Genomic DNA, 19,914 nt, shown 5'->3' with positions numbered 1-19,914 from the left:
GATCAGCTCTCCCGGCTCGCCAACCATTCCTCAAGCCAGCGGATATGGTAATTGCCGCTCACGAAGTCCGGTTCCTCGAGCAGGTCGAGGAAGATCGGGATCGTGGTCTCGACACCGCCGACAACCATTTCCTCCAGCGACCGGCGCAGGCGCAGCAGCGCTTCGTGACGGGTGCGGCCATGCACGATCAGCTTGCCGATCAGGCTGTCATAATAAGGCGGAATGGCATAGCCGGCATAAAGGGCGGAATCGAGGCGCACGCCGAGACCGCCGGGCGCGTGGAAATCGGTGACAGTGCCGGGTGAGGGCGCAAACGTGCGCGCATTCTCGGCATTGATCCGGCACTCAATCGCCCAGCCTTCAAAGGTCACATCGCTCTGCTTGATGTCGAGCTTCTGGCCATCGGCGACGCGGATCTGCTCGCGCACCAGATCGATGCCGGTGATCATCTCGGTGACCGGGTGTTCGACCTGCAGGCGGGTATTCATCTCGATGAAATAGAACTCACCGTTTTCCCACAGGAATTCGATCGTGCCGACGCCGCGATAGCCGATCGCCTCGATGGCGCGGCGCACGACATCGCCGATCTTCTTGCGGTCTTCGTCATTGAGGGCCGGCGAGGGGGCCTCTTCGAGGATTTTCTGGTGGCGGCGCTGCAGCGAGCAATCGCGCTCGCCCAGATGCACCACATTGCCGTGGGTGTCGGCGAGGATCTGGATTTCGATATGGCGCGGCCGACCGAGATATTTCTCGATATAGACGGTGCCGTCGCCGAACGCCGCGAGGGCTTCGGCCGAGGCGGTTTCCATGGCCTCTTTCAGCTTGTCGGCGGTCTCGGCGACTTTCATGCCGCGGCCACCACCGCCCGAAGCGGCCTTGATCAGCACCGGATAGCCGATCTTTTCGGCAATCGGCTTGGCCGCGTCATAATCCTTCACACCGCCTTCAGAACCGGGAACAACCGGAATGCCGGCATCCATGACGGCCTGTTTGGCGGTGATCTTGTCACCCATCATGCGGATATGCGCCGCCGTCGGCCCGATGAAGGCGAGACCGTGCGCCTCGACGATCTCGGCGAAGCGGGCATTTTCCGACAGGAAGCCATAGCCCGGATGGATGGCTTGGGCGCCGGTGACTTCGGCTGCCGTGATGATGGCCGGGATGTTGAGATAGGATTTGTTGGCCGGCGGCGGGCCGATGCACACGCTCTCATCGGCGAGGCGCACATGCATGGCATTGGCGTCGGCTTCCGAGTGCACGGCCACGGTGCGGATGCCCATCTCGCGGCAGGCGCGGTGGACGCGAAGGGCAATTTCGCCGCGATTGGCGATCAGGATCTTGTCGAACATGTCGTCGCTCGCCTTGCTGGTCGCGTCAGGACAGGACGAAGAGGGGTTCGCCGTATTCGACCGGCTGGCCGTCTTCGACGAGAATGTCGGTGACCGTGCCGGCCTTCTCTGCCGTGATCGGGTTGAAGGTTTTCATGGCCTCGACGAGAAGCACGGTATCGCCCTTCTTCACCTGGTCGCCGACCTTCACGAAATTCACCGCGTCCGGATTCGGTTTTAGATAGGCGGTACCGACCATGGGGGATTTCACGGCATTGGGATCATCAGCCGGGTCTGCGGCTGTGGCAGCAATGGCGGCCGGGGCCGCTGCGGCCGGTGCTGCCGCCGTCGGGGCCGGCGCTGCGACGCTGTGAACGACCGGGGCCGCGGTGATCTGACGGGCGATCTTGAGGCGCAAATCGCCACGCTCGACCTCGATTTCCGACAGGTCGGTTTCACGCAGGATATCCGCCAGTTCGCGGACAAGCTTTGCGCTGATCGGGGAGCGGGGTCGGGAATCAGAACTCATGATAATTAGACCTTTGGTTCCGTCAGTTGCCGAGACAGGAGACGGCAGCGTTGATGCCCAGAAGATAGCTCTGCAGTCCGAGGCCAGTGATCGATCCGCGGGCCGCAAGGGCGATATAGGAATGGTGCCGGAAGGCTTCGCGTGCTGCAGTCTGACTCAAGTGAACTTCGATGACGGGAGGTTCTATCGCGCGAACCGCGTCATGCAAAGCGACCGATGTATGTGTGAATGCAGCCGGATTGAAAACAACTGCACTCGCATTGACGTTTGCGTCATGCAGCCAGTCAATGAGTTCACCCTCTTGATTGGACTGGCGAAAGACGATGCCAAACCCCAAGTCACGGGCATGGGCAACACAGGCCTGTTCAATTTCAGCCAGGCTCAGCGCGCCATAGATTTCCGGCTCGCGCGTGCCCAGAAGATTGAGATTGGGACCATTGAGGATGTGAATGGGTCGGGTCATGGCCTTGCTTTGCATCCGTAACGGGATTTACCACGGGTCTAACGAGGGACTCAGAGAAAGGCCAGCGAAGACCATGCTGCAGCTGACAGTCAATGGCGAAGGCCGCAAGGTCGACCCTGATACGAGCGTGAGTGGCCTCGTCACGATTCTCGGCCTGGATGGCCGCAAGATCGCGGTGGAGCGCAATCTGGCCATTGTGCCGCGCTCGCAATATGACCAGACCGCGCTCGCCGATGGCGACCGGATCGAGATTGTCGCATTTGTTGGAGGTGGATGAGATGGATGACGCACAGGCCGTGAACGCCCCGTTCGAGGACACGCCGCTGGTTGTGGCCGGTCGCACCTTCACCTCGCGCCTGATCATCGGCACGGGCAAGTACGAGACCTACGCCCAGAATGCCCAAGCGCTGGAGGCCTCCGGCGCCGAGATGATCACCGTCGCCATCCGCCGGGTGAACCTGTCCAATCCGGACGAGCCGCGCCTGGTCGATTTCATTTCACCGGACGACTACACCTTCCTGCCCAATACGGCCGGCTGTTTCACCGGCGAAGATGCCGTGCGCACGCTGCGCCTGGCCCGCGAGGCCGGCGGCTGGAACCTGGTGAAGCTGGAAGTCCTTTCCGACCCCAAACACCTCTATCCCGACATGGCCGAGACGCTGCGCGCCGCCGAGCTGCTGATCAAGGACGGGTTCGACGTCATGGTCTATTGCTCGGACGATCCGGTCTACGCGAAGAAGCTGGAAGAGATCGGTTGCTGCGCGATCATGCCGCTGGGCGCACCGATCGGCTCGGGCCTGGGCATCCAGAACCCGGTCAATATCCGCCTCATCATCGAGCAGACCAAGGTGCCGGTTATCGTGGATGCCGGTGTCGGCACGGCGTCAGACGCCACCGTGGCGATGGAGCTGGGCTGTGACGGCGTGTTGATGAACACCGCCATCGCCGAGGCGAAAGACCCGATCCGCATGGCGCGGGCGATGCGCCATGCGGTCATTGCCGGTCGCGAGAGCTATCTGGCCGGTCGCATGCCCAAAAAGCGCTATGCCGACCCGTCCAGCCCTCTGTCGGGCCTGATCTAGCCCCGCAGGGCGGCGGCCAAGGCTTCATCCAGCGCCATTTCATTGGCCCCCGGGATCACGGTCCCGTCGACGATGAAGAAGGGCGTGCCGGTGACATTGAGGGCCCGGCCCAGCGAGTGGACCTGGTTGATGTGGGCCATGATCGCAGGATCATCCATGTCGGTCCGCATGCGGGCTACATCGACGCCGGACACGGTCGCCAGCTGGTCGATGCGGGCCGAAGGCAGCGGGCCGGACGAGCGCACCATGGCGAGATGGAAAGCGGCGTAGACCTCTTCACCCTGACGCAGCGCTGCGAGTGCGGCGCGGGCCGCCTCGATCGAGTCATCGCCGAGGATCGGATATTCCTTGAACACGATCTGGACGCGGTCGCCATATTGCTCGCGAACGTCTTCCACCCAGGCCGCAGCCACACGGCAATAGGAGCACTTGTAGTCCATGAATTCGATGATCACGACGTCGGCATCATCGGGGCCGAGACGCGGGTCACGGGCGTCGTTGAAAATCGCTTCGCTGTTGGCAGCGACGGCGTCATAGACGGCCTGCATTTCACGGGCCCGGGCGCGCCGCTGCAGCTCGATCAGGGCTTCTTCGATGATCTCCGGATTTTCCAGGATGTAGTCGCGGACAATCTCGCGCACTTCGTCGCGTGCTGTGTCGTTCAGCTGGGCGGAAGCGGCCGGCTGCTGGCAGCCGAGAAGGGCAATTGACGCCGCGACGATGGCGAACAGTCGATACATGAATCTCATCCTTTTGCCTTGTTGCCGACTAGTTAGCCCGGACCGACGCATCTTTCGAGGGGGTGCTGCGGTTGAGGTGGTCACGATCTTGTTGGAGTGATGCGGGCTTGGAAGTCGGGATTCGGGGTATGGGGCGATCCATGGTGCATCAGGGGCAGGTAAGCGGGTCCGGTTTTTGGCGTCGCCTTATCGTTGCGGTTTGGGTCGTCGGTTTCGTTGTGGGGGGCAGTTCTCACCTCATCGACGTCGTTCAGTGGGGATGGTTGCCCTACACCCATGTACCAATTCTTCTGAATGCCTATTTCACGGCACTCTTGCCACTCGACTTCCTCGTCGCGACGCTTGTCCTGTTCCGCCGCCGCGTCGGCTTGTTGGTGGGCTTGGCCGTATTGGTCAGTGACCTGGCCGCCAATGCCTGGGTCATTGTCCAACCGGACATCGGAGGTTGGCACTGGCGCTACACATTGATCCTGGCATTTTCCCTGTTTGCCGCCCTGGCCATGTCGCAGCTGTGGCGAAACGATCGGTCAGCGGAAGCCGAGAGCGCCGCCGGCCGATACATGTCCTGACCGGCCTGTCGCCCATCGAAAGTCACATCCTGGTCGGATCGCGGGTATCACTCGCTGCCGATATCCTCGATCACGAGGATGCGCGCTTCGCCGACGGGGTGGGCGACATGCTCCTCACCATCGCCGATGGTCAACGCGTCGCCGGCCTCGAGCTGCATGGACTTTTCTTCGCCGCCCTCGCGATATTTCATCTCGACCCGGCCATCGAGCACCACGAAGACTTCGTCGCCGGTATTGCGGTGCCAGCGATAGGGGCGATCAGTCCAGTGCAGGCTAACGCCGGTTGAGCCGAACAGCGCAAGGCGCTCTGCGCCCCAGGCCCTGTCCGCGGTAAAGTCGCGGGCGCGGAGGCGTTTCATCAGACGATCTCGATCACAGCGTCGACCTCGACCGCGGCGCCCAGCGGCAGGGCGGGACAGGAGACCGCCGAGCGGGCATGACGGCCAGCATCGCCGAAGACCTCGACCATCAGGTCGGAACAGCCATTGATGACCATGGGAATGTCGGTGAAGCCCGGTACCGCCGCAACAAAGCCGCCAAGCTTCACAACCCGCTTCACCCGCGACAGGTCGCCGCCGCAGGCGGCTTTCAGCTGGGCGATGAGATTGATGGCGCACAGGCGCGCTGCGGCCTGGCCGGCCGCAACGTCCATATCGCTGCCAAGCGTTCCCTTCACCAGCCCGTCCGGGCCGATCGAGACCTGGCCGGAAATGAAGATCTGGCTGCCGCTCTGCACGAAGGGCACATAATTGGCGACCGGGGCGACCGGTTCCGGCAGGGTGATTCCAAGCTCGGCGAGGCGGGTGTCGATGGCGGGCATGTCAGGCTCCAGACTGTGGGTTCGCGGCGGAGATTAGCGGCGTATCGGCCTCATGCAATCTGCACGCTTGACTTGACGCGCGCGTCATCCGGCATGGTGGATGGATGATGACCCTGATCCATGAAGACGAGATCCGATTCGATGCCCGCGACGGCTATTCGCTGTCCGGCAGGATCATCGCACCGGACAATCCGCGTGCCGCGGTCCTGATCTCGTCCGGGACCGGCTTTCCCAAGGGCCTCTATCGCCGCCTCGCCCTGGCGGGGGCTGAACGCGGCTATGCCAGCCTGATCTATGATTATCGCGGTATCGGCGGTTCGGCGCCCAAGCAGATGCGGGGTTTCAAGGCGGATATCGTTGATTGGGGCCGGCTTGATTATTCCGCCGCGTTGGATCGCGTCGCAGGCCTGGTGCCGGGCGGACCGGTCTTTGCGGTTGGTCACTCGGTGGGCGGACATCTGGTCGGCTTTGCCGACAATGCAGACCGGGTCAGCGCCCATGCCTTCATCACGGTCGGGACGGGTTATTGGGGCGCCCATGAGCTGTCTTATCGCCCCTCGGCGCTGATGTTCTGGCTCTTGTATGGCCCGGCCTGCCTCGCCCTGACCGGACACATCCCGGCCGGTGGCATTTGGGGCGGGACAGCCCTGCCGCGCGATGTTTTCCTGCAATGGCGGCAATGGGCCTCGAAGCCGGACTATTTCGGTGCTTTCCTCGATCAGCTGACGCCACACGGTTTTGATACCGTGACAGCTCCGATCCGCTCCTGGACGTTTTCCGATGATCGCCTCTGTGCCCGACGCTCGGCTGAAGACCTGCTGAAGCACTACCCGAACGCGCCGTCCGAGCATCTGCGCCTCGACCCGGCCGATATCGGGGCGCAGCGGGTGGACCATCATGGGGCGTTCAAGCGCGATGCGGCCGGCTTCTGGCCGCTGGTCTTCAACTGGTTTGATGGATTTGCGCGTTAGGGTTGCGTTGCGTGTCCTGACATGCCTTCATGCAGTTTCTCCGGGAGGCGTATTGTGAACGTCATTCAAGTTGTTGCAGCAGTGTTGGTGACGCAATCGACGGGGCCAAATGTGCCTTGCATGGAGCCGAGGTATGAGGCGTTGGAACTGGGGTTTCAAGAGTTTGATCAGTCTGAAGCCGGATGGCGCGGCGTGGCACGGGAGGGGTGCTATCTAGAGGCCGCCAATCTGATATCGAACTACAAACAAGCCAATCTTGACGACCTCGGGCTAGAATCCACGAGTCGCCTCGAGTGGCACGAAGGGCAGATGCGAGCGTATGCGGGCGACTATAGCGCTGCCATCAACTTGTTTCGCGCGACGTTCGATACGCGAGAAAGCGGTACTGCTGATCGGCACTACGCGGAGGCAACGATAGCCTTCCTTCAACATGATCGTGCCGCTCTCCAAGCAGCGCGGGATGAGCTCGCGGACCTTCCCCCTCCTGAGGGGTTCGAGGCGGCTATCGAACGTTTCGAGCGACTCTACCCAGACCATCCCGTTCCAACTTGGCCGCTAAATTTGAACGTGGTCGACAAATTGGTTCGGTGTTTCGGCGCGACATACGAAGCCGCATATAGTGGTCAATGCGCCAGCGTGAACGCTATCTCTGATTAATCAGTTTGATCAGGTTTCGACTTCGGCTTCGGCTTCGGCTTCGAACTGAGGCCGCGACCTTTCATCACCGCATCGCTGCCGAATTTCTCGCGTGCCTTGTCCATCGCCCGTTCGGCGGTGGCGCGACGGATGGCCTGCGGGTCGAGCAGGTCGCCGGCATCGCCGACCGCGTCGCGCAGGCCTGAAAAGCCGATCCCGATCAGCCGGAAGCGCGTGCCGTCTATCTCGGGCGCCAGCAATTGCCGGCCGACCCGGAACAGGGTGTCGGCCAGCTGGCTGGGTTCGTTGAGGGTGCGTCGCCGGGTGCGGGAGCGAAAGTCCGAGGTTTTGAGCTTCAGCGTGATCACCTGGCCGGACACGCCCTTGGCCTTCATCTGGTCGGCGACTTTCACGCTCAGCCGCCAGAGATGTTTCTCCAGCGTTTCACGATCATCATGATCGGCGTTGAACGTGGTTTCCGAGGACACGCTCTTGCGCTCGCGCTCGGGCGAGACTTTGCGCCGATCCTCGCCGCGCGACAGGCGCGAGAGATGATAACCCATATCGCCATAGCGGTCGGCCATGCGCTTGTCGCCCTGGCGGCGGATATCGGCCAGCGTGCGGATACCGTCGCGTTCCAGCTTGGCGGCAAAGGCCGGTCCGACGCCATAGATCGAGCGCACCGGGCGCGGCGCCAGGAAGTCCAGGGCTTCGGCCTCACCGATCACGGCAAACCCGTTCGGCTTGTCGAGATCGGAGGCGGTTTTGGCGAGAAATTTGTTGAAGGACAGGCCGACCGAGACCGTGATCCCGACCGTCTCCTCGATTCGCCGCTGCAAGCGCAGCAGGGTGAGCGCCGGCGGTGAGCCGTGCAGGCGTGACGTGCCCGAGAGATCGAGGAAGGCCTCATCGATCGAAAGCGGTTCCACCAGCGGGGTGATATCCTTCATCATGTCGCGGATGCGATAGCCCTCACGCGTGTATTTGCCATGCTCCGGCCGGACGACCACGGCGTCCGGGCAAGCCTTGAGCGCTTTGAACATCGGCATCGCCGAATGCACGCCATAGAGTCGGGCGATGTAGCAACAGGTCGAGACCACGCCGCGCTGCCGGCCACCGATGATGACCGGCTTGTCCTCAAGCTCGGGATTGTCGCGCTTCTCTATCGCCGCGAAAAAGGCATCGCAATCGATATGGGCGATCGACAGCGTGTCCAGTTCGGCATGGCGTAGCAGTTTGTGACTGCCACAGGCCGGACAGGAATCGGCCTGCTCGGGAAGCGGTGTCAGACAGGCGCGGCAATAGCCCGGCTCGCTCATGGCGCGCCGCTTTCATCCGCCGGCCACAGCCAGGCCGCACCGCGGACACCGGAGGCGTCGCCATGTTCGTGACGGACGATCCGCGTCCGGCACACATCGGAGAATATCCAGTCGGGCAGGGCAGCGCTGACCCGCTCGCACAGGCCGGGCGCGTTCGACACGCCGCCGCCAAGCACGATGATGTCGGGATCGAGAATATTGACGATGGTCGCCAGCCCGCGGGCCAATCGGTTGGCATGCCGGTCAACGCTGTCCGCTGCCGCCGCATCGCCGCCTGACGCCGCGTCGAAAATGGCATTCGCCGCCAGATTGCCACCATGCCGCCGGGCATGGTCCGCCGCCAGGCCGGGGCCGGAGACCCAGCTTTCCAGGCAGCCGGTCTTGCCGCACCAGCAGGCGGGCGGGGCGAGTTCATCCTGGCGCGGCCAGGGCAGGGGATTGTGACCCCACTCGCCGGCAATGCCCTGGGCGCCGTCGAGCAGTCGCCCGTTGACGACCACACCGCCGCCGACGCCAGTGCCCAGGATGACGCCGAAGATGACCCGACCGTCACGGCCGGCCCCGTCGCGGGCCTCGGACAGGGCAAAACAATTGGCGTCATTGGCGCTGCGAACCGGTCGATCGAGCGCTGCCGACAAGTCATCACGGAAGGGGCGGTCATTGAGCCAGACCGAATTGGCGTTTCGCATCAACCCGGTGGCCGGGCTGATCGATCCGGGATGGGCGAGGCCGACGCGGGCCGGACCGTGGGCGGCCTCAAGTCGCACGACCAGGTCGCGGATGGCGATGATCGTGCCGTCCGGGTCGCGCGGCGTGGCCAGGCGCTCGCGGGCCAACTCCGTTCCGTGCCGGGAAAACAGACGGGTTTCGATTTTGGTGCCACCGAGGTCGATGCCGATTCGATTCATCCTGTCGTCCCCTCCCGCATGGCGTATACTTTTTTCGGCCGCTTTTGTTCTTATCTTGTTCCGAAACGCCCGAAAAGTGGCCTTTGACTCATGGTTGGTTAAGGAAAATCGGGTTTAGTGCAGGTGGGGTTCAACAAGCACGATAAAATACGTGCAAACAACGGGAAGCGCGTCACCGACATGCTGCAGGTCATGCCCAAAAAGGTCCTGATTGTCGAAGACAACGAGTTGAACATGAAGCTGTTCAACGATCTGCTCGAGGCTCATGGCTATGAGACCTTGCAGACCAAGGACGGCTTCAAGGCACTCGAAATGGCGCGCGAACACACGCCCGACCTGATTCTCATGGACATCCAGCTGCCGGAAGTGTCCGGCCTTGAAGTCACCAAATGGCTCAAGGATGACGACAGCCTGGCGGCGATACCGGTGGTGGCTGTCACGGCATTCGCCATGAAGGGGGATGAGGAACGCATCCGTGAGGGCGGTTGCGAAGCCTATCTGTCCAAGCCGATTACCGTGGCCACGTTTATCGAGACCGTTCGTCAGTTTCTCGACTAGGGGTGATCGTCGATGAGTGCGCGTATTCTCGTCGTTGATGATCAAGCCGCCAATGTCCGGCTGCTTGAAGCGCGACTGCAAGCCGAATATTTCGATGTCTGTACGGCGACCAATGGCGAAGATGCCATTGCGGTGGCCAAGGCAGAGCAACCCGACCTCATTCTCCTCGATGTGATGATGCCGGTGATGGACGGGTATCAGACCTGCTCCAAACTCAAGGACGACACGTCGACGCGCCATATTCCGGTGGTGATGGTGACCGCTTTGGATCAGCGCGAAGACCGGATACGAGGCCTCGAGGCCGGGGCCGATGACTTTCTCACCAAGCCGATCGATGATGTCACCATGTTTGCCCGCGTGCGCAGCCTGTTGCGGCTGAAGGCGGTGCTGGACGAGTTGCGCTATCGCGAATCGAACTCGGCGATGTCGGGTTTTGCCGGCGACATGCACGATGACATTGATGCCGCGTCCCGGATTGTGATCGTCAGCGCGGATCCGCGTGCGACCGGACGTTACGCTGCTGCCATGCCGGCCCAGGCCGATGTCCGTCAGATCCACGACCCGGCTGCCGCTATCGCCGCAACCCGGGATGAGGCGGATCTGTTGATCGTCGATCTCACAGCCACAGATTATGACGGCCTGCGCTTGTGTGCGCGTGTCCGTTCGGACGCCGCGACCCGGCAATTACCCATTCTGGCCGTCGTACAACCGGATGATGTCCATCATGCTGTCCGGGCGCTCGATCTCGGCGTCAATGACATCATCCACCGTCCGGTTGATGCCGGAGAGCTGGCGGCGCGAGCGCGCACCCAGCTGCGCCGTAAACGCTATGCCGACCAGCTCCGCTCGCATCTCGATGAAGGCATGGAGCTGGCCGTCACCGATCCGCTGACCGGCCTGCATAATCGCCGCTATATTTCTTCGCGTTTGCGCCAGGCGATGGACAGTGCGAGCAATGGCGGTGCGCCGGTGTCTCTCTTGCTGGCCGATATCGACCATTTCAAACAGATCAATGACAGCCACGGCCATGAGGCCGGCGATATTGTTCTTCGCGATTTTTCTGCCCGTCTGCTGCAGGGCTTGCGGGCGCTGGACCTGGCGGCGCGTTACGGGGGCGAGGAGTTCGTCGTCGTGATGCCGGGCGCGGGCATGGCCGAGGCGCGCATCGCGGCCGAACGCCTGCGCTCTGCTGTCGCGGAGAGCGGATTCAAGCTCAAGGATGGTGGGCGTGTTCCGGTGACCGTGAGCATCGGCGTGGCTCAGGCCCAGCGCGGTGAAGGGCTGGACGCGCTTTTGCGCCGGGCCGATGAGGCGCTCTACGCCGCCAAGAATTCAGGCCGGAATCAAGTACAGGCCGCGGACAATGCCGCGGCCTGATAAAAACTTGATGGTCGAGCGGGGATAACCGTTCGAACGGAAAACCGTCCTACTTGATTTTCGCTTCCTTGAAATCGACGTGCTTGCGAGCGACCGGGTCGTACTTTTTCAGTACGAGCTTCTCGGTCATGGTGCGCGCATTCTTCTTCGTCACGTAGAAGTAACCCGTACCAGCCGTGGAGTTCAGGCGGATCTTGATGGTTGTCGGCTTCGCCATGGCTCTAAATGTCCTGGTGCTGTGAGTGTGCGCGCATACGGCCCCATGCCGACGCGAGAGCGCGCGAACATACGCACGGCAGCGCCGCTGTCAACTGTCCGCGTCTGTCGGGGCTGCACGCACCCAGACCAGCGCTGCATAGATCGCAGCAATCATTGCCATGACGATCATCAGCCCGTGCGGTCCGAGCCCGTCCATGGCGATGCCGGAGGCGGGAGGGCCGAACAGGGAGCCGGTGCCGTAGGCGAAAATGAAGGCGGCATTGGCCGCCGCAATGGCGCCACCGGAGAAGCGCTCGCCGACCAGGGCCAGGCCGACCGTGTAAAGACCGCTGGCAACGCCGGCCTGGATGAAAAAGAGCAACATCATGCCGGGCAGATAATCGCCCACGGCCCAGATTGCGAGCGGGGTGATGGCGGCGGTGGTGGCGATCCATTTCAGCGCTTCGCGGCGGTCGGTCTTGTCGGCGATCCATCCCAGCGGGATCTGGAAAGCCAGCGCGCCGGCCGCGGCGGCCATGGCGACCATCGAGATGCCAGCATCGCTGAGCAGCAGCCGGTCGCCGTAAACCGGGGCCATGGAGAAGAGCACGGTTTCCAGCGCTCCGAAGGCCAGCGCAGCGCCGATCGCTGCCGGGGCCAGCCGGGCCGCGTTCAGGATGGCAGTAGGCGAGGCTTCGTCCTTGCCCGGAGCTTGCGCGGCGGGGCCTTGCAACAGAATGATCGGCAAGGCGCCGATCAGGAAGATCAGCCCGCCGGCATAGAAGCCGGCATCGCCACTGGTGCCCAATTGGCCGAACAGAAAGGCGCCGACCCCGAAACCGCCGGACAGGACCGTGCCGTAGACGCCCAGGATTGTGGCCCGGCGCATCGGCGTGGCGATCTGGTTGATCCAGGTTTCCGAGACCACGAAGACCACGGTCATGAAACTGCCCATCACGAAACGCAGGACAAACCAGGCCGGCACCGTTTCAAACACCGGGAAGAGGGCGTGCAGGGCGCCGGCACAGAGCAGGCTGACCACGATCAGCACCCGCCCGGGAACCAGCGACAGGAGGCGCGGTACGATCGGGGCCATCACAAGGGTCGAGAAGGCCGCAGCGGCGCCGTTGAGGCCGACAATCAGACCGGATGATGTCATGCCCTCCAGCCGCAGCGAGACCAGCGGCATGGAAAGTCCGAACACAATCCCGCACACCGCCGCACAGCAGATCGAGGCGATCAGCGAGCGGTTGTTGGCAAAGCGGGGATCGGTGAGCGGATTGGTCATGCGGTGCTCTATAGCGCCGCGTCGTGACCGCGTCTCCTGCCGGATCCGGTCACAGGTCCGCGATCACCATCCTGCCGCGCACCGCCCGCATGCAGCGCGGATGTTCAGGGGCGGGCGGCTGGACGCGCTTGAGTTCATCCAACACGAAATGGGTCACGAAGGGCAGGTCGAGATCGCGGGCGTCGGCGAGGGTGACCCATTGCACGTCTTCCAGCTCGGCGCTCGGCTTGGGCGCGCGGTCGTCCAGCAGGGCCGAGGCGTCAACGGTGAAGAACCAGGTATCGAAGCGGCGGGTCCGGCCCGGCGGCGTGATGGCGCGGGTGATCAGTTTCAGCGGTGCCAGATCCGGTGCGGCGCCGGCGCGGCGGAAAGGCTGCCAATTGGCATGACGGCTGGCTACCGGCGCCTCGCGGGCGATCAGCAGGCCGGTTTCCTCGGCGGTTTCCCGCACGGCAGCGGCAGCGGCGGCGCGGGCGCGGCGGGCATCAAGGCTGCGGGTCATGATGTCGAGCACACGGCCGTCGAGATCGCGCGCCAGCGGCGCTGTGCTGTCAGCCCGATCAACCCGTCCGCCCGGGAAGACGTATTTGTTCGGCATGAAGACATGTTTGGCGGAGCGGCGCCCCATCAACACATCAACCCGTTCGCCCTCGCGCCGGGTCAGGATCAGCGAGGCGGCAAGGCGGGGGCGCATCGGTTTGACGTCCTTGCGGTGTCGCTCATCACTCACCGGCGTCGCCCCTTCTTCCAAGGTCTGCCCGAGCGCTTGCCATTTGGCGGTCCCCCGGTGCGGCCGCGATTGCGGCGATTGGGGCGGTCGCCCTTTTCCGGCTCGGTCAGCATGTCCAGCAGCAGCCCGCCGGTGACCGGTGTGGCTTCGTCGATACGCACGGTAACGGGCATGCCGAGACGGAAACGCGAGCCGGTCTGCAAGCCGATCAGCGCGTGGGCGCGCTCATCATGCTCGAAGCGTTCCTCGCCCAATCGCGAGATCGGAACCAGCCCGTCGGCGCCGGTCTCGTTGAGACGGACAAAACAGCCAAAACGGGTGACGCCGGTTATGCGGCCATCAAACTCCGCCCCGACCTTGTCGGCCAGATAGGCGGCGATGAAACGGTCGACGGCATCGCGCTCGGCCGCCATTGCGCGGCGCTCGGCATGGGTGATCTCTTCGGCAATCACGGTCAGGCGACTGCGTTCTTCATCCGACTGACCATCATCCCCGAGCTTGAGGGCGCGGATCAGGGCGCGGTGGACGGTGAGGTCGGCATAGCGCCGGATCGGCGAGGTGAAGTGGCCATAGCGCTGCAGGTTGAGACCGAAATGGCCCTGGTTCTGGGTATCGTAGACCGCCTGCGACTGGCTGCGCAGCACCACCTCGTTGATCGTCTCGCAGTGCTCGGACGTTTTCGCCTGCTTCAGCAGCTGGTTGAAACGCCCGGTCGCGACCTTGTCGCCGCGCGTCCATTTCAGCCCGACGGTCGGCAGGAAATCGGCCAGTGCATCAATCTTTTCGCGCGAAGGTGGTTCGTGGACGCGGTAGATCAGCGGGACGTGTTTTTCCTCCAGGCTTTCTGCGGCGCAGACATTGGCCTGGATCATGAACTCCTCGACCAGCTTGTGGGCGTCAAAGCGCTGGCGGGTTTCGATGGCCAGAACCTTGCCGTTTTCACCGACACGAACCCGGCGTTCCGGCGCGTCGATCTCGAGCGGTTCGCGGCGATTGCGCGCTTCGCGGCAGGCGAAATAGGCGCCCCAGAGCGGTTTGAGCACGGCGTCGAGCAGGGCATTGGCAGGGCCGCCATCCTGACCGTCAATCGCCGCCTGGGCCTGGGTGTAGGACAGTTTCGCGGCCGAGCGCATCCAGCCGCGCAGGAAGCGGTGAGAGCGCTTGTTGCCGTCCTTGTCGAACACCATGCGCACGGCGAGACAGGGGCGGTCTTCCTTTTCGCGCAGGGAACACAGATCATTGGACAGGCGTTCCGGCAGCATCGGCACGACCCGGTCGGGCAGATAGACCGAATTGCCACGCTTGAAGGCGCCGCGGTCGAGCGCGCCGCCGGGCGTCACATAGGCGGCGACATCGGCGATCGCGACGATGACCTGCCAGCCGCCGGGATTTTTCGGGTCGGCATCCGCTTCGGCCCAGATCGCGTCGTCATGGTCCTTGGCGTCGTCGGGATCGATGGTGATGAGCGGCAGGGGCCGCAGATCGTCGCGCTTGCCCGGCTTGGCGAGCGGCGCCTCATCGGCCTCACGCTGTTCGGCCTCGGCAAAGCCCTGTGGGACGCCGTGTGAGTAGAGCGCGATGATGCTGCCGGCGCCAGGCGCATTGGCGTCGCCGATGACCTCGATGATCTCCGCCGTCTTCAAGCCGTGCCGCCGCTCCTTGGCGATCTGGCACAGCACGAGATCGCCATCGCGGGCTTTTTCGGCCTCGCCCTTGGCCGGAACCAGTTCATGCCGCGAACGCCGATCGACCGGCAGCAGACGGAACGGGCCGGATTGCGGTTTCCTCAGCACGCACAGAAGCTTGTGGGCGCTTTGGCCGAGTTTTTTGATCAGCCGGGCCTCATAACTGCCATCCTCCTGCAAGGCGAGCCGGACCAGCGCCTTGTCGCCAATGCCGATCGCCGGCGTGCCCTTGCCGCCCGCGCCTTCGCCCGGCGCCAGGCGGATCAGCGGGGCCGCGCGGTCCGGACGGACCGGCTCGGCCAGCAGTTCGCCATCATTGTCGCGCCCGATCAGCTGCACCACGGTGACAGCGGGCAGGGCGCCGGGCAGAGCATAGGTCTTGCCGTTTGAGCGGGTGATCGTGCCGTCTTCGGTCAGCGCGACCAGGGCATCCTTGAGGGCGCGTTTGGCATCGCTGCCTTTGAGCGCCAGTTCGCGCGCCAGCTCCCGCTTGCCGTATTCACCACCGCCGGCGCGGACAGCCTCCACGACCGCCTCGCGGGTGAGGCCGGCATCAAACTCTGTCTCGCCGGCCATCGGATCTATTCCGCCTTGGCTTTGGCTGTTGCCGGCTTTTTCGCGGCCGGCTTCTTGGCCGCGGTTTTCTTGGCCGCGGTTTTCTTGGCAGCGGGCTTTTTCGCCGTGGTCTTCTTGGCAGCCGGCTTTTTGGCCGGAGCCTTCTTCTTCGCCGGAGCCTTTTTCTTGCCGCCCTTGGCGGCCTTGGCCTCGACCCATTCCATCGCCTGTTCCAGCGTCACGCTTTCCGGGTCGGTGTCCTTGGGCAGGGTGGCATTGACCTTTTCATACTTCACATAGGGCCCATAGCGGCCCGACATGATGCGGACCGGCTTGCCGTCATGCTCGCCCAGCTCCTTGAGCGCCGTGGCCGTGCCGCCGCGACGGCCGCCATTGGCACGTTTGTCGGCGATGACCGAGATGGCGCGATTGACGCCGATCTCGAACACGTCCTCGACCGACGGAATATTGGCGTAGGTCTTGTCGTGATGAACATAAGGGCCGTAGCGACCGATATTGGCCGTGATCGGCTGGCCATCATCCGGGTGCTCGCCGACCGTACGCGGCAGGTCGATCAGCTTGATCGCCTGTTCCTCGGTCAGGGTTGCGGCGTCCCAGCCCTTGGGAATGGAGGAGCGTTTCGGCTTGTCCTCGCCATCGAGCTGCATCTGCAGATACCAGCCAAAACGGCCATTCTTGAGCTCGACATCCTTGCCGGTCTCCGGATGGACACAGATCACCCGGTCGCCCTGCACGTCGTCCTCGCCCGGAGGACTCATCTGGCGGGTGAAGGAACAATCGGGATGGTTGGAGCAACCGAGGAAGGCGCCGAACTTGCCGAGACGCAGGCTGAGCGTGCCTTCGCCGCAGGACGGGCAGAGACGCGGATCGGTGCCGTCTTCCTTCTCCGGGAAGATGTGCGGGGCGAGCGCTTCGTTGAGGGCGTCCAGTACATTGGTGATGCGGAGCTCGCCGATCTCGTCGACGGCAGCGCGGAAATCGGTCCAGAAATCACGCAGCAGCTGTTTCCAGTCGAGTTCGCCAGCCGAGACCTTGTCGAGCTGACCTTCCAGCGCCGCCGTGAAGTCATACTCGACATAGCGGGCGAAGAAGTTCTCGAGGAAGGCGATGACAACCCGACCCTTGTCGAGCGGGTTGAAGCGGTTCTTGTCCATCTGGACATAGTCGCGGTCGCGCAGGACCTGCAGTGTCGAGGCATAGGTCGAGGGGCGACCGATGCCGAGCTCTTCCATCCGCTTGACCAGGGAGGCCTCGGTAAAGCGCGGCGGCGGCTGGGTGAAGTGCTGGTCCGCATGGGTCTTGCCGACGGTCGCGGCGGCGCCCTGGCTCAGCTTGGGCAGGCGGTTTTCGCCCTCATCCTCTTCATCGTCGCGCCCCTCCTGGTAGAGCGCCAGGAAACCGTCAAACAGCTGCACGGTGCCGACGGCCCGCAGGGCGGTTTTCTGGTCAGAGGAGGTGATGTCCACCGTGGTGCGCTCGAAGCGGGCGCTCTCCATCTGGCTGGCAACGGCGCGGCGCCAGATCAGCTGGTAAAGGCGGGCCATATCTTGGTCCAGCGACATTTTCTCGGGCAGGCGCGCGAAGCTGGTGGGGCGGATTGCCTCGTGCGCTTCCTGGGCGTTCTTGGCCTTGGTGGCGTACATGCGCGGCGCCGACGGCACGTAGAGCGAACCGTGCTCCTTGCTGATCACGTCGCGGGCCTGGCTGATCGCCTCGGGAACCATGGAAACGCCGTCGGTCCGCATATAGGTGATCAGACCGGTGGTCTCGCCACCGATCGTGACACCTTCATAGAGTTTCTGCGCCGTTTGCATGGTGCGGGTGGCGGAAAAGCCCAGCTTGCGTGCCGCTTCCTGCTGCAGCGTCGAGGTGGTGAAGGGCGGTGGCGGGTTGCGTTTGGCCGGCTTGGCTTCAACGCCGGTGATGGACAGGCTGGCCGCGTTGATCGCGTCAACGGCGGCATTGGCGCTGGCGCGGTCCTTGATCGACAGCTTTTGCAATTTCTTGCCGTCGAGCGTCACCAGCTTGGCCCGGAAATTGTCGGAATTCGCCGTCAGGTCGGCATCAACCGTCCAGTATTCCTCGGAGCGGAATTTTTCGATCTCCAGCTCGCGGTCACAGATAAGCCGCAGGGCGACCGACTGCACCCGTCCGGCCGAACGCGAACCCGGCAGTTTGCGCCACAGAACCGGCGACAGGGTGAAGCCGACCAGATAGTCCAGCGCCCGGCGCGCCAGATAGGCATTGACCAGCTCCATGTCGACGGCACGCGGATGCGCCATCGCTTCCAGGATGGCCGGTTTGGTGATCGCGTTGAAAGCCACGCGCTGGACAACGACATCCTTCAGGACGCGGCGCTTTTGCAGCGCTTCCAGCAAGTGCCAGGAAATCGCCTCACCTTCGCGATCCGGGTCAGTGGCGAGGATCAGGCGGTCGGACTCGCGTACCGCATCGGCGATTGCCTTGACGCGCTTGGCCGAGGCGGTGTCGATCTCCCAGGCCATCGCGAAATCTTCATCCGGCTTCACCGAGCCATCCTTGGGCGGCAGGTCACGGACATGTCCGAAACTGGCCAGAACGGTGTAGTCCGCGCCGAGATATTTATTGATGGTTTTGGCTTTGGCCGGGGATTCTACGACGACAACATTCATCGGTGCTTGGTTCCAGACATGAGGCAGGGACCGCCAGGCAGCGGCCAAGGCGCGCGAAAGTGTTCGAGCGGAAAGGTTGTGTCAACCGACCGAAGGATTCCAGTCCGACGCGCATATGCGCGCCGAACCGTAGCGTCGATGTGTGGAGTTATCGTCCCGGCGCGACCGCGAAACAAGGATGGTCGCGGGCACTCAGCTCGCGGCAGGCGAGCCGGGCTTCGTCTTCGGTCAGGGCTTCGAAACGCGCCCGCCAGAGGCGGTCACCGCTGATCGTAACGGCCCGTGCGGCCGGCTGAGCGGCGTCGAGGGCGCCGGAGAAGATGGCCACTTCGGCGAGGCGGTCTTGCGCCGCGTCGGCGGTGTTGTAGGCGCCGACCTGGATCGACCAGGCGCCGCGGATCAGGCTCGGCTCGGCCGATGGGCGGCTTGTCGGTGCATCGAGGCGGGCTGGCGCGAGCGGTTCGAGGCGCATTTCGTCTTCATCGGCGAGGACGATCTGCACCGAGGGTGGTGGATTGGCGGAACCCATTTCGGTCGGCTCGTCCAGGTGCAGGGCGGCGACGTCTCGGGCGATCAGATCCTGCTGTCGCACGGGGTTGATGCGCGGTGAGGAGAGGGCGGCGAACAAGCGCGTATCCTGTCGCTGTTCCAGCGTTGCGAAGGCGGCTTCGATGAGCTCTTCGGCATGGGCGTCGCGGGCGGCGGCGCTTGGTCCGCCCATGATTACGGTGATCAGGCGGTGATCGCCCCGCTCGGCCGATACGACGACATTGAAGCCGGAGGCACGAATATAGCCGGTTTTGAGTCCATCCACGCCACGAACCCGTCCAACCAGTGAATTATGGTTGCGGTAGGTGCGACCGTTCCAGGTGAATCTCTCTTCGTTGAAATAGTCGAAGTATTGCGGAAAATCCCGGTGCAATGCGATCGCCAGCCGGGCCATGTCGCGCGCCGTCGTTGTCTGCCGCGAATTGGGCAGGCCGGAGGCGTTGCGAAAGGTGGTATGGGTCAGGCCGAGCTCGGCCGCGCGGGCGGTCATCAGCTCACCGAAGCGGCTTTCGCCCCCACCTAGGCGTTCGCCGACGGCCACCGCCACATCATTGGCGCTTTTCACCACGAGGGCGCGGATCGCGTTTTCGGCCGAAATCGTGTCGCCGGCGCTTAGTCCGAGGCGTGACGGGCTGGCATTCGATGCGTTCGCGGACACACGGATCGGGTCATTGAGGCCGATTTCACCGGTCTCGAGAGCCTCGAACAGCATGTAGAGCGTCATCATCTTGGTCAGCGAGGCCGGATAGCGCTCCGCGTCGGAACGCCGGGAATGGAGCACGACGCCGGTATTCTCGTCGACCACAAAGGCGGCATAGCGCGAATTGTTCGCGTGGGCAGGCGCGGACAGGCCAGAGAGGGCAAGGCCGACGGTCAGGGCGAGAAGGCGGGTTGCAGTGATCATGCGGGCAGCCTGACGCGTGCTCATTGCCAGCGG

The 19,914-nt window shown here is 63.6% G+C and carries 21 protein-coding genes; 7 read left to right on the top strand and 14 right to left on the bottom strand.

Annotated features, from left to right (window positions below; genetic code table 11):
- Positions 1-2: 2 nt before the first annotated feature.
- The 3 genes from accC to aroQ are packed head-to-tail and all read right to left on the bottom strand — an operon-like array spanning position 3 to position 2,320.
- The gene (accC, locus tag C7435_RS05205) at positions 3-1,349 is read right to left on the bottom strand and encodes an acetyl-CoA carboxylase biotin carboxylase subunit (protein WP_075190788.1); all 1,347 of its coding nucleotides are present in this window, start codon (positions 1,347-1,349) and stop codon (positions 3-5) included.
- A gap of 25 nt (positions 1,350-1,374) precedes the next feature.
- Complete coding sequence (gene accB, locus C7435_RS05200) at positions 1,375-1,857, bottom strand: acetyl-CoA carboxylase biotin carboxyl carrier protein (RefSeq protein WP_121210295.1); 483 nt, start codon at positions 1,855-1,857, stop codon at positions 1,375-1,377.
- Positions 1,858-1,879: 22 nt separating this feature from the next.
- Positions 1,880-2,320 carry a type II 3-dehydroquinate dehydratase gene (gene aroQ / locus C7435_RS05195; protein WP_121210405.1) on the bottom strand — a complete coding sequence of 147 codons (441 nt, stop codon included), beginning with the start codon at positions 2,318-2,320 and terminating at the stop codon, positions 1,880-1,882.
- A gap of 76 nt (positions 2,321-2,396) precedes the next feature.
- Between aroQ and thiS the strand changes: the two genes are divergently transcribed.
- Both thiS and C7435_RS05185 read left to right on the top strand, forming a co-directional pair.
- Positions 2,397-2,597, top strand: coding sequence for a sulfur carrier protein ThiS (gene thiS / locus C7435_RS05190; RefSeq protein ID WP_075190892.1), 201 nt, complete (start codon positions 2,397-2,399; stop codon positions 2,595-2,597).
- Between the two features lies 1 nt (position 2,598).
- Entirely contained in the window at positions 2,599-3,402 is an 804-nt protein-coding gene (locus C7435_RS05185) for a thiazole synthase (protein WP_121210293.1), read from the top strand.
- Here C7435_RS05185 and C7435_RS05180 read toward each other — a convergent pair.
- Entirely contained in the window at positions 3,399-4,142 is a 744-nt protein-coding gene (locus C7435_RS05180; RefSeq protein WP_121210292.1) for a DsbA family protein, read from the bottom strand. The genes C7435_RS05185 and C7435_RS05180 overlap by 4 nt on opposite strands.
- 140 nt (positions 4,143-4,282) lie before the next feature.
- Here C7435_RS05180 and C7435_RS05175 point away from each other — a divergent pair, with 140 nt between their 5' ends.
- Positions 4,283-4,711 carry a hypothetical protein gene (locus C7435_RS05175; RefSeq protein ID WP_121210291.1) on the top strand — a complete coding sequence of 143 codons (429 nt, stop codon included), beginning with the start codon at positions 4,283-4,285 and terminating at the stop codon, positions 4,709-4,711.
- A 47-nt stretch (positions 4,712-4,758) separates the two neighbouring features.
- Here C7435_RS05175 and C7435_RS05170 read toward each other — a convergent pair whose 3' ends face one another.
- Positions 4,759-5,070, bottom strand: coding sequence for a cupin domain-containing protein (locus C7435_RS05170; RefSeq protein ID WP_075190782.1), 312 nt, complete (start codon positions 5,068-5,070; stop codon positions 4,759-4,761).
- The gene (locus C7435_RS05165) at positions 5,070-5,531 is read right to left on the bottom strand and encodes a RidA family protein (protein WP_121210290.1); all 462 of its coding nucleotides are present in this window, start codon (positions 5,529-5,531) and stop codon (positions 5,070-5,072) included. The genes C7435_RS05170 and C7435_RS05165 overlap by 1 nt, the downstream gene beginning before the upstream one ends.
- Before the next feature lie 104 nt (positions 5,532-5,635).
- Between C7435_RS05165 and C7435_RS05160 the strand changes: the two genes are divergently transcribed.
- Both C7435_RS05160 and C7435_RS05155 read left to right on the top strand, forming a co-directional pair.
- Positions 5,636-6,502, top strand: coding sequence for an alpha/beta hydrolase family protein (locus C7435_RS05160; protein WP_233350688.1), 867 nt, complete (start codon positions 5,636-5,638; stop codon positions 6,500-6,502).
- 54 nt (positions 6,503-6,556) lie between these two features.
- Positions 6,557-7,159 carry a hypothetical protein gene (locus C7435_RS05155; RefSeq protein ID WP_143743040.1) on the top strand — a complete coding sequence of 201 codons (603 nt, stop codon included), beginning with the start codon at positions 6,557-6,559 and terminating at the stop codon, positions 7,157-7,159.
- Here C7435_RS05155 and C7435_RS05150 read toward each other — a convergent pair.
- Together C7435_RS05150 and C7435_RS05145 are read right to left on the bottom strand one after the other, a co-directional pair.
- A complete protein-coding gene (locus C7435_RS05150) occupies positions 7,156-8,457 on the bottom strand; it encodes a DNA polymerase IV (RefSeq protein ID WP_121210289.1) in 1,302 nt (433 codons plus the stop codon). The two genes, C7435_RS05155 and C7435_RS05150, sit on opposite strands and share 4 nt — an antisense overlap.
- Positions 8,454-9,365, bottom strand: coding sequence for an ROK family protein (locus tag C7435_RS05145; RefSeq protein WP_121210288.1), 912 nt, complete (start codon positions 9,363-9,365; stop codon positions 8,454-8,456). Before C7435_RS05145 ends, C7435_RS05150 begins: the two co-directional genes overlap by 4 nt.
- Positions 9,366-9,557: 192 nt before the next feature.
- Between C7435_RS05145 and C7435_RS05140 the strand changes: the two genes are divergently transcribed.
- Positions 9,558-9,923 (top strand): response regulator, encoded by a 366-nt coding sequence (locus tag C7435_RS05140; protein WP_147422630.1) that lies wholly within the window; start codon positions 9,558-9,560, stop codon positions 9,921-9,923.
- Positions 9,924-9,935: 12 nt separating this feature from the next.
- Complete coding sequence (locus C7435_RS05135; protein WP_121210287.1) at positions 9,936-11,300, top strand: PleD family two-component system response regulator; 1,365 nt, start codon at positions 9,936-9,938, stop codon at positions 11,298-11,300.
- A 49-nt stretch (positions 11,301-11,349) separates the two neighbouring features.
- Here C7435_RS05135 and rpmG read toward each other — a convergent pair whose 3' ends face one another.
- The 6 genes from rpmG to C7435_RS05105 form a co-directional block, all read right to left on the bottom strand.
- Positions 11,350-11,517 (bottom strand): 50S ribosomal protein L33, encoded by a 168-nt coding sequence (gene rpmG / locus C7435_RS05130; protein ID WP_011643217.1) that lies wholly within the window; start codon positions 11,515-11,517, stop codon positions 11,350-11,352.
- Positions 11,518-11,607: 90 nt separating this feature from the next.
- A complete protein-coding gene (locus C7435_RS05125) occupies positions 11,608-12,786 on the bottom strand; it encodes an MFS transporter (RefSeq protein ID WP_121210286.1) in 1,179 nt (392 codons plus the stop codon).
- A gap of 49 nt (positions 12,787-12,835) precedes the next feature.
- A complete protein-coding gene (locus C7435_RS05120) occupies positions 12,836-13,516 on the bottom strand; it encodes an NUDIX hydrolase (protein ID WP_121210402.1) in 681 nt (226 codons plus the stop codon).
- Positions 13,513-15,777 carry a ribonuclease R gene (gene rnr / locus C7435_RS05115; protein WP_121210285.1) on the bottom strand — a complete coding sequence of 755 codons (2,265 nt, stop codon included), beginning with the start codon at positions 15,775-15,777 and terminating at the stop codon, positions 13,513-13,515. The genes C7435_RS05120 and rnr overlap by 4 nt, the downstream gene beginning before the upstream one ends.
- Before the next feature lie 5 nt (positions 15,778-15,782).
- A complete protein-coding gene (gene topA, locus C7435_RS05110) occupies positions 15,783-18,428 on the bottom strand; it encodes a type I DNA topoisomerase (protein ID WP_121210284.1) in 2,646 nt (881 codons plus the stop codon).
- 148 nt (positions 18,429-18,576) lie between these two features.
- A complete protein-coding gene (locus C7435_RS05105; protein ID WP_233128320.1) occupies positions 18,577-19,881 on the bottom strand; it encodes a D-alanyl-D-alanine carboxypeptidase in 1,305 nt (434 codons plus the stop codon).
- Between the last annotated feature and the right edge of the window lie 33 nt (positions 19,882-19,914).

The organism is Maricaulis maris (assembly GCF_003634045.1).
Taxonomy (GTDB): Bacteria; Pseudomonadota; Alphaproteobacteria; order Caulobacterales; family Maricaulaceae; genus Maricaulis; species Maricaulis maris.
This window is presented reverse-complemented; position numbering and strand designations above follow the sequence as displayed.

Coding starts and splice junctions, on each gene's coding strand:
- C7435_RS05125 (WP_121210286.1), bottom strand. CDS start 12,786: ATGACCAATCCGCTCACCGATCCCCGCTTTGCCAACAACCGCTCGCTG.
- rnr (WP_121210285.1), bottom strand. CDS start 15,777: ATGGCCGGCGAGACAGAGTTTGATGCCGGCCTCACCCGCGAGGCGGTC.
- rpmG (WP_011643217.1), bottom strand. CDS start 11,517: ATGGCGAAGCCGACAACCATCAAGATCCGCCTGAACTCCACGGCTGGT.
- C7435_RS05180 (WP_121210292.1), bottom strand. CDS start 4,142: ATGTATCGACTGTTCGCCATCGTCGCGGCGTCAATTGCCCTTCTCGGC.
- C7435_RS05135 (WP_121210287.1), top strand. CDS start 9,936: ATGAGTGCGCGTATTCTCGTCGTTGATGATCAAGCCGCCAATGTCCGG.
- C7435_RS05160 (WP_233350688.1), top strand. CDS start 5,636: ATGATGACCCTGATCCATGAAGACGAGATCCGATTCGATGCCCGCGAC.
- C7435_RS05185 (WP_121210293.1), top strand. CDS start 2,599: ATGGATGACGCACAGGCCGTGAACGCCCCGTTCGAGGACACGCCGCTG.
- C7435_RS05150 (WP_121210289.1), bottom strand. CDS start 8,457: ATGAGCGAGCCGGGCTATTGCCGCGCCTGTCTGACACCGCTTCCCGAG.
- accB (WP_121210295.1), bottom strand. CDS start 1,857: ATGAGTTCTGATTCCCGACCCCGCTCCCCGATCAGCGCAAAGCTTGTC.
- C7435_RS05170 (WP_075190782.1), bottom strand. CDS start 5,070: ATGAAACGCCTCCGCGCCCGCGACTTTACCGCGGACAGGGCCTGGGGC.
- C7435_RS05175 (WP_121210291.1), top strand. CDS start 4,283: ATGGTGCATCAGGGGCAGGTAAGCGGGTCCGGTTTTTGGCGTCGCCTT.
- C7435_RS05145 (WP_121210288.1), bottom strand. CDS start 9,365: ATGAATCGAATCGGCATCGACCTCGGTGGCACCAAAATCGAAACCCGT.
- C7435_RS05165 (WP_121210290.1), bottom strand. CDS start 5,531: ATGCCCGCCATCGACACCCGCCTCGCCGAGCTTGGAATCACCCTGCCG.
- aroQ (WP_121210405.1), bottom strand. CDS start 2,320: ATGACCCGACCCATTCACATCCTCAATGGTCCCAATCTCAATCTTCTG.
- C7435_RS05105 (WP_233128320.1), bottom strand. CDS start 19,881: ATGATCACTGCAACCCGCCTTCTCGCCCTGACCGTCGGCCTTGCCCTC.
- C7435_RS05140 (WP_147422630.1), top strand. CDS start 9,558: ATGCCCAAAAAGGTCCTGATTGTCGAAGACAACGAGTTGAACATGAAG.
- accC (WP_075190788.1), bottom strand. CDS start 1,349: ATGTTCGACAAGATCCTGATCGCCAATCGCGGCGAAATTGCCCTTCGC.
- topA (WP_121210284.1), bottom strand. CDS start 18,428: ATGAATGTTGTCGTCGTAGAATCCCCGGCCAAAGCCAAAACCATCAAT.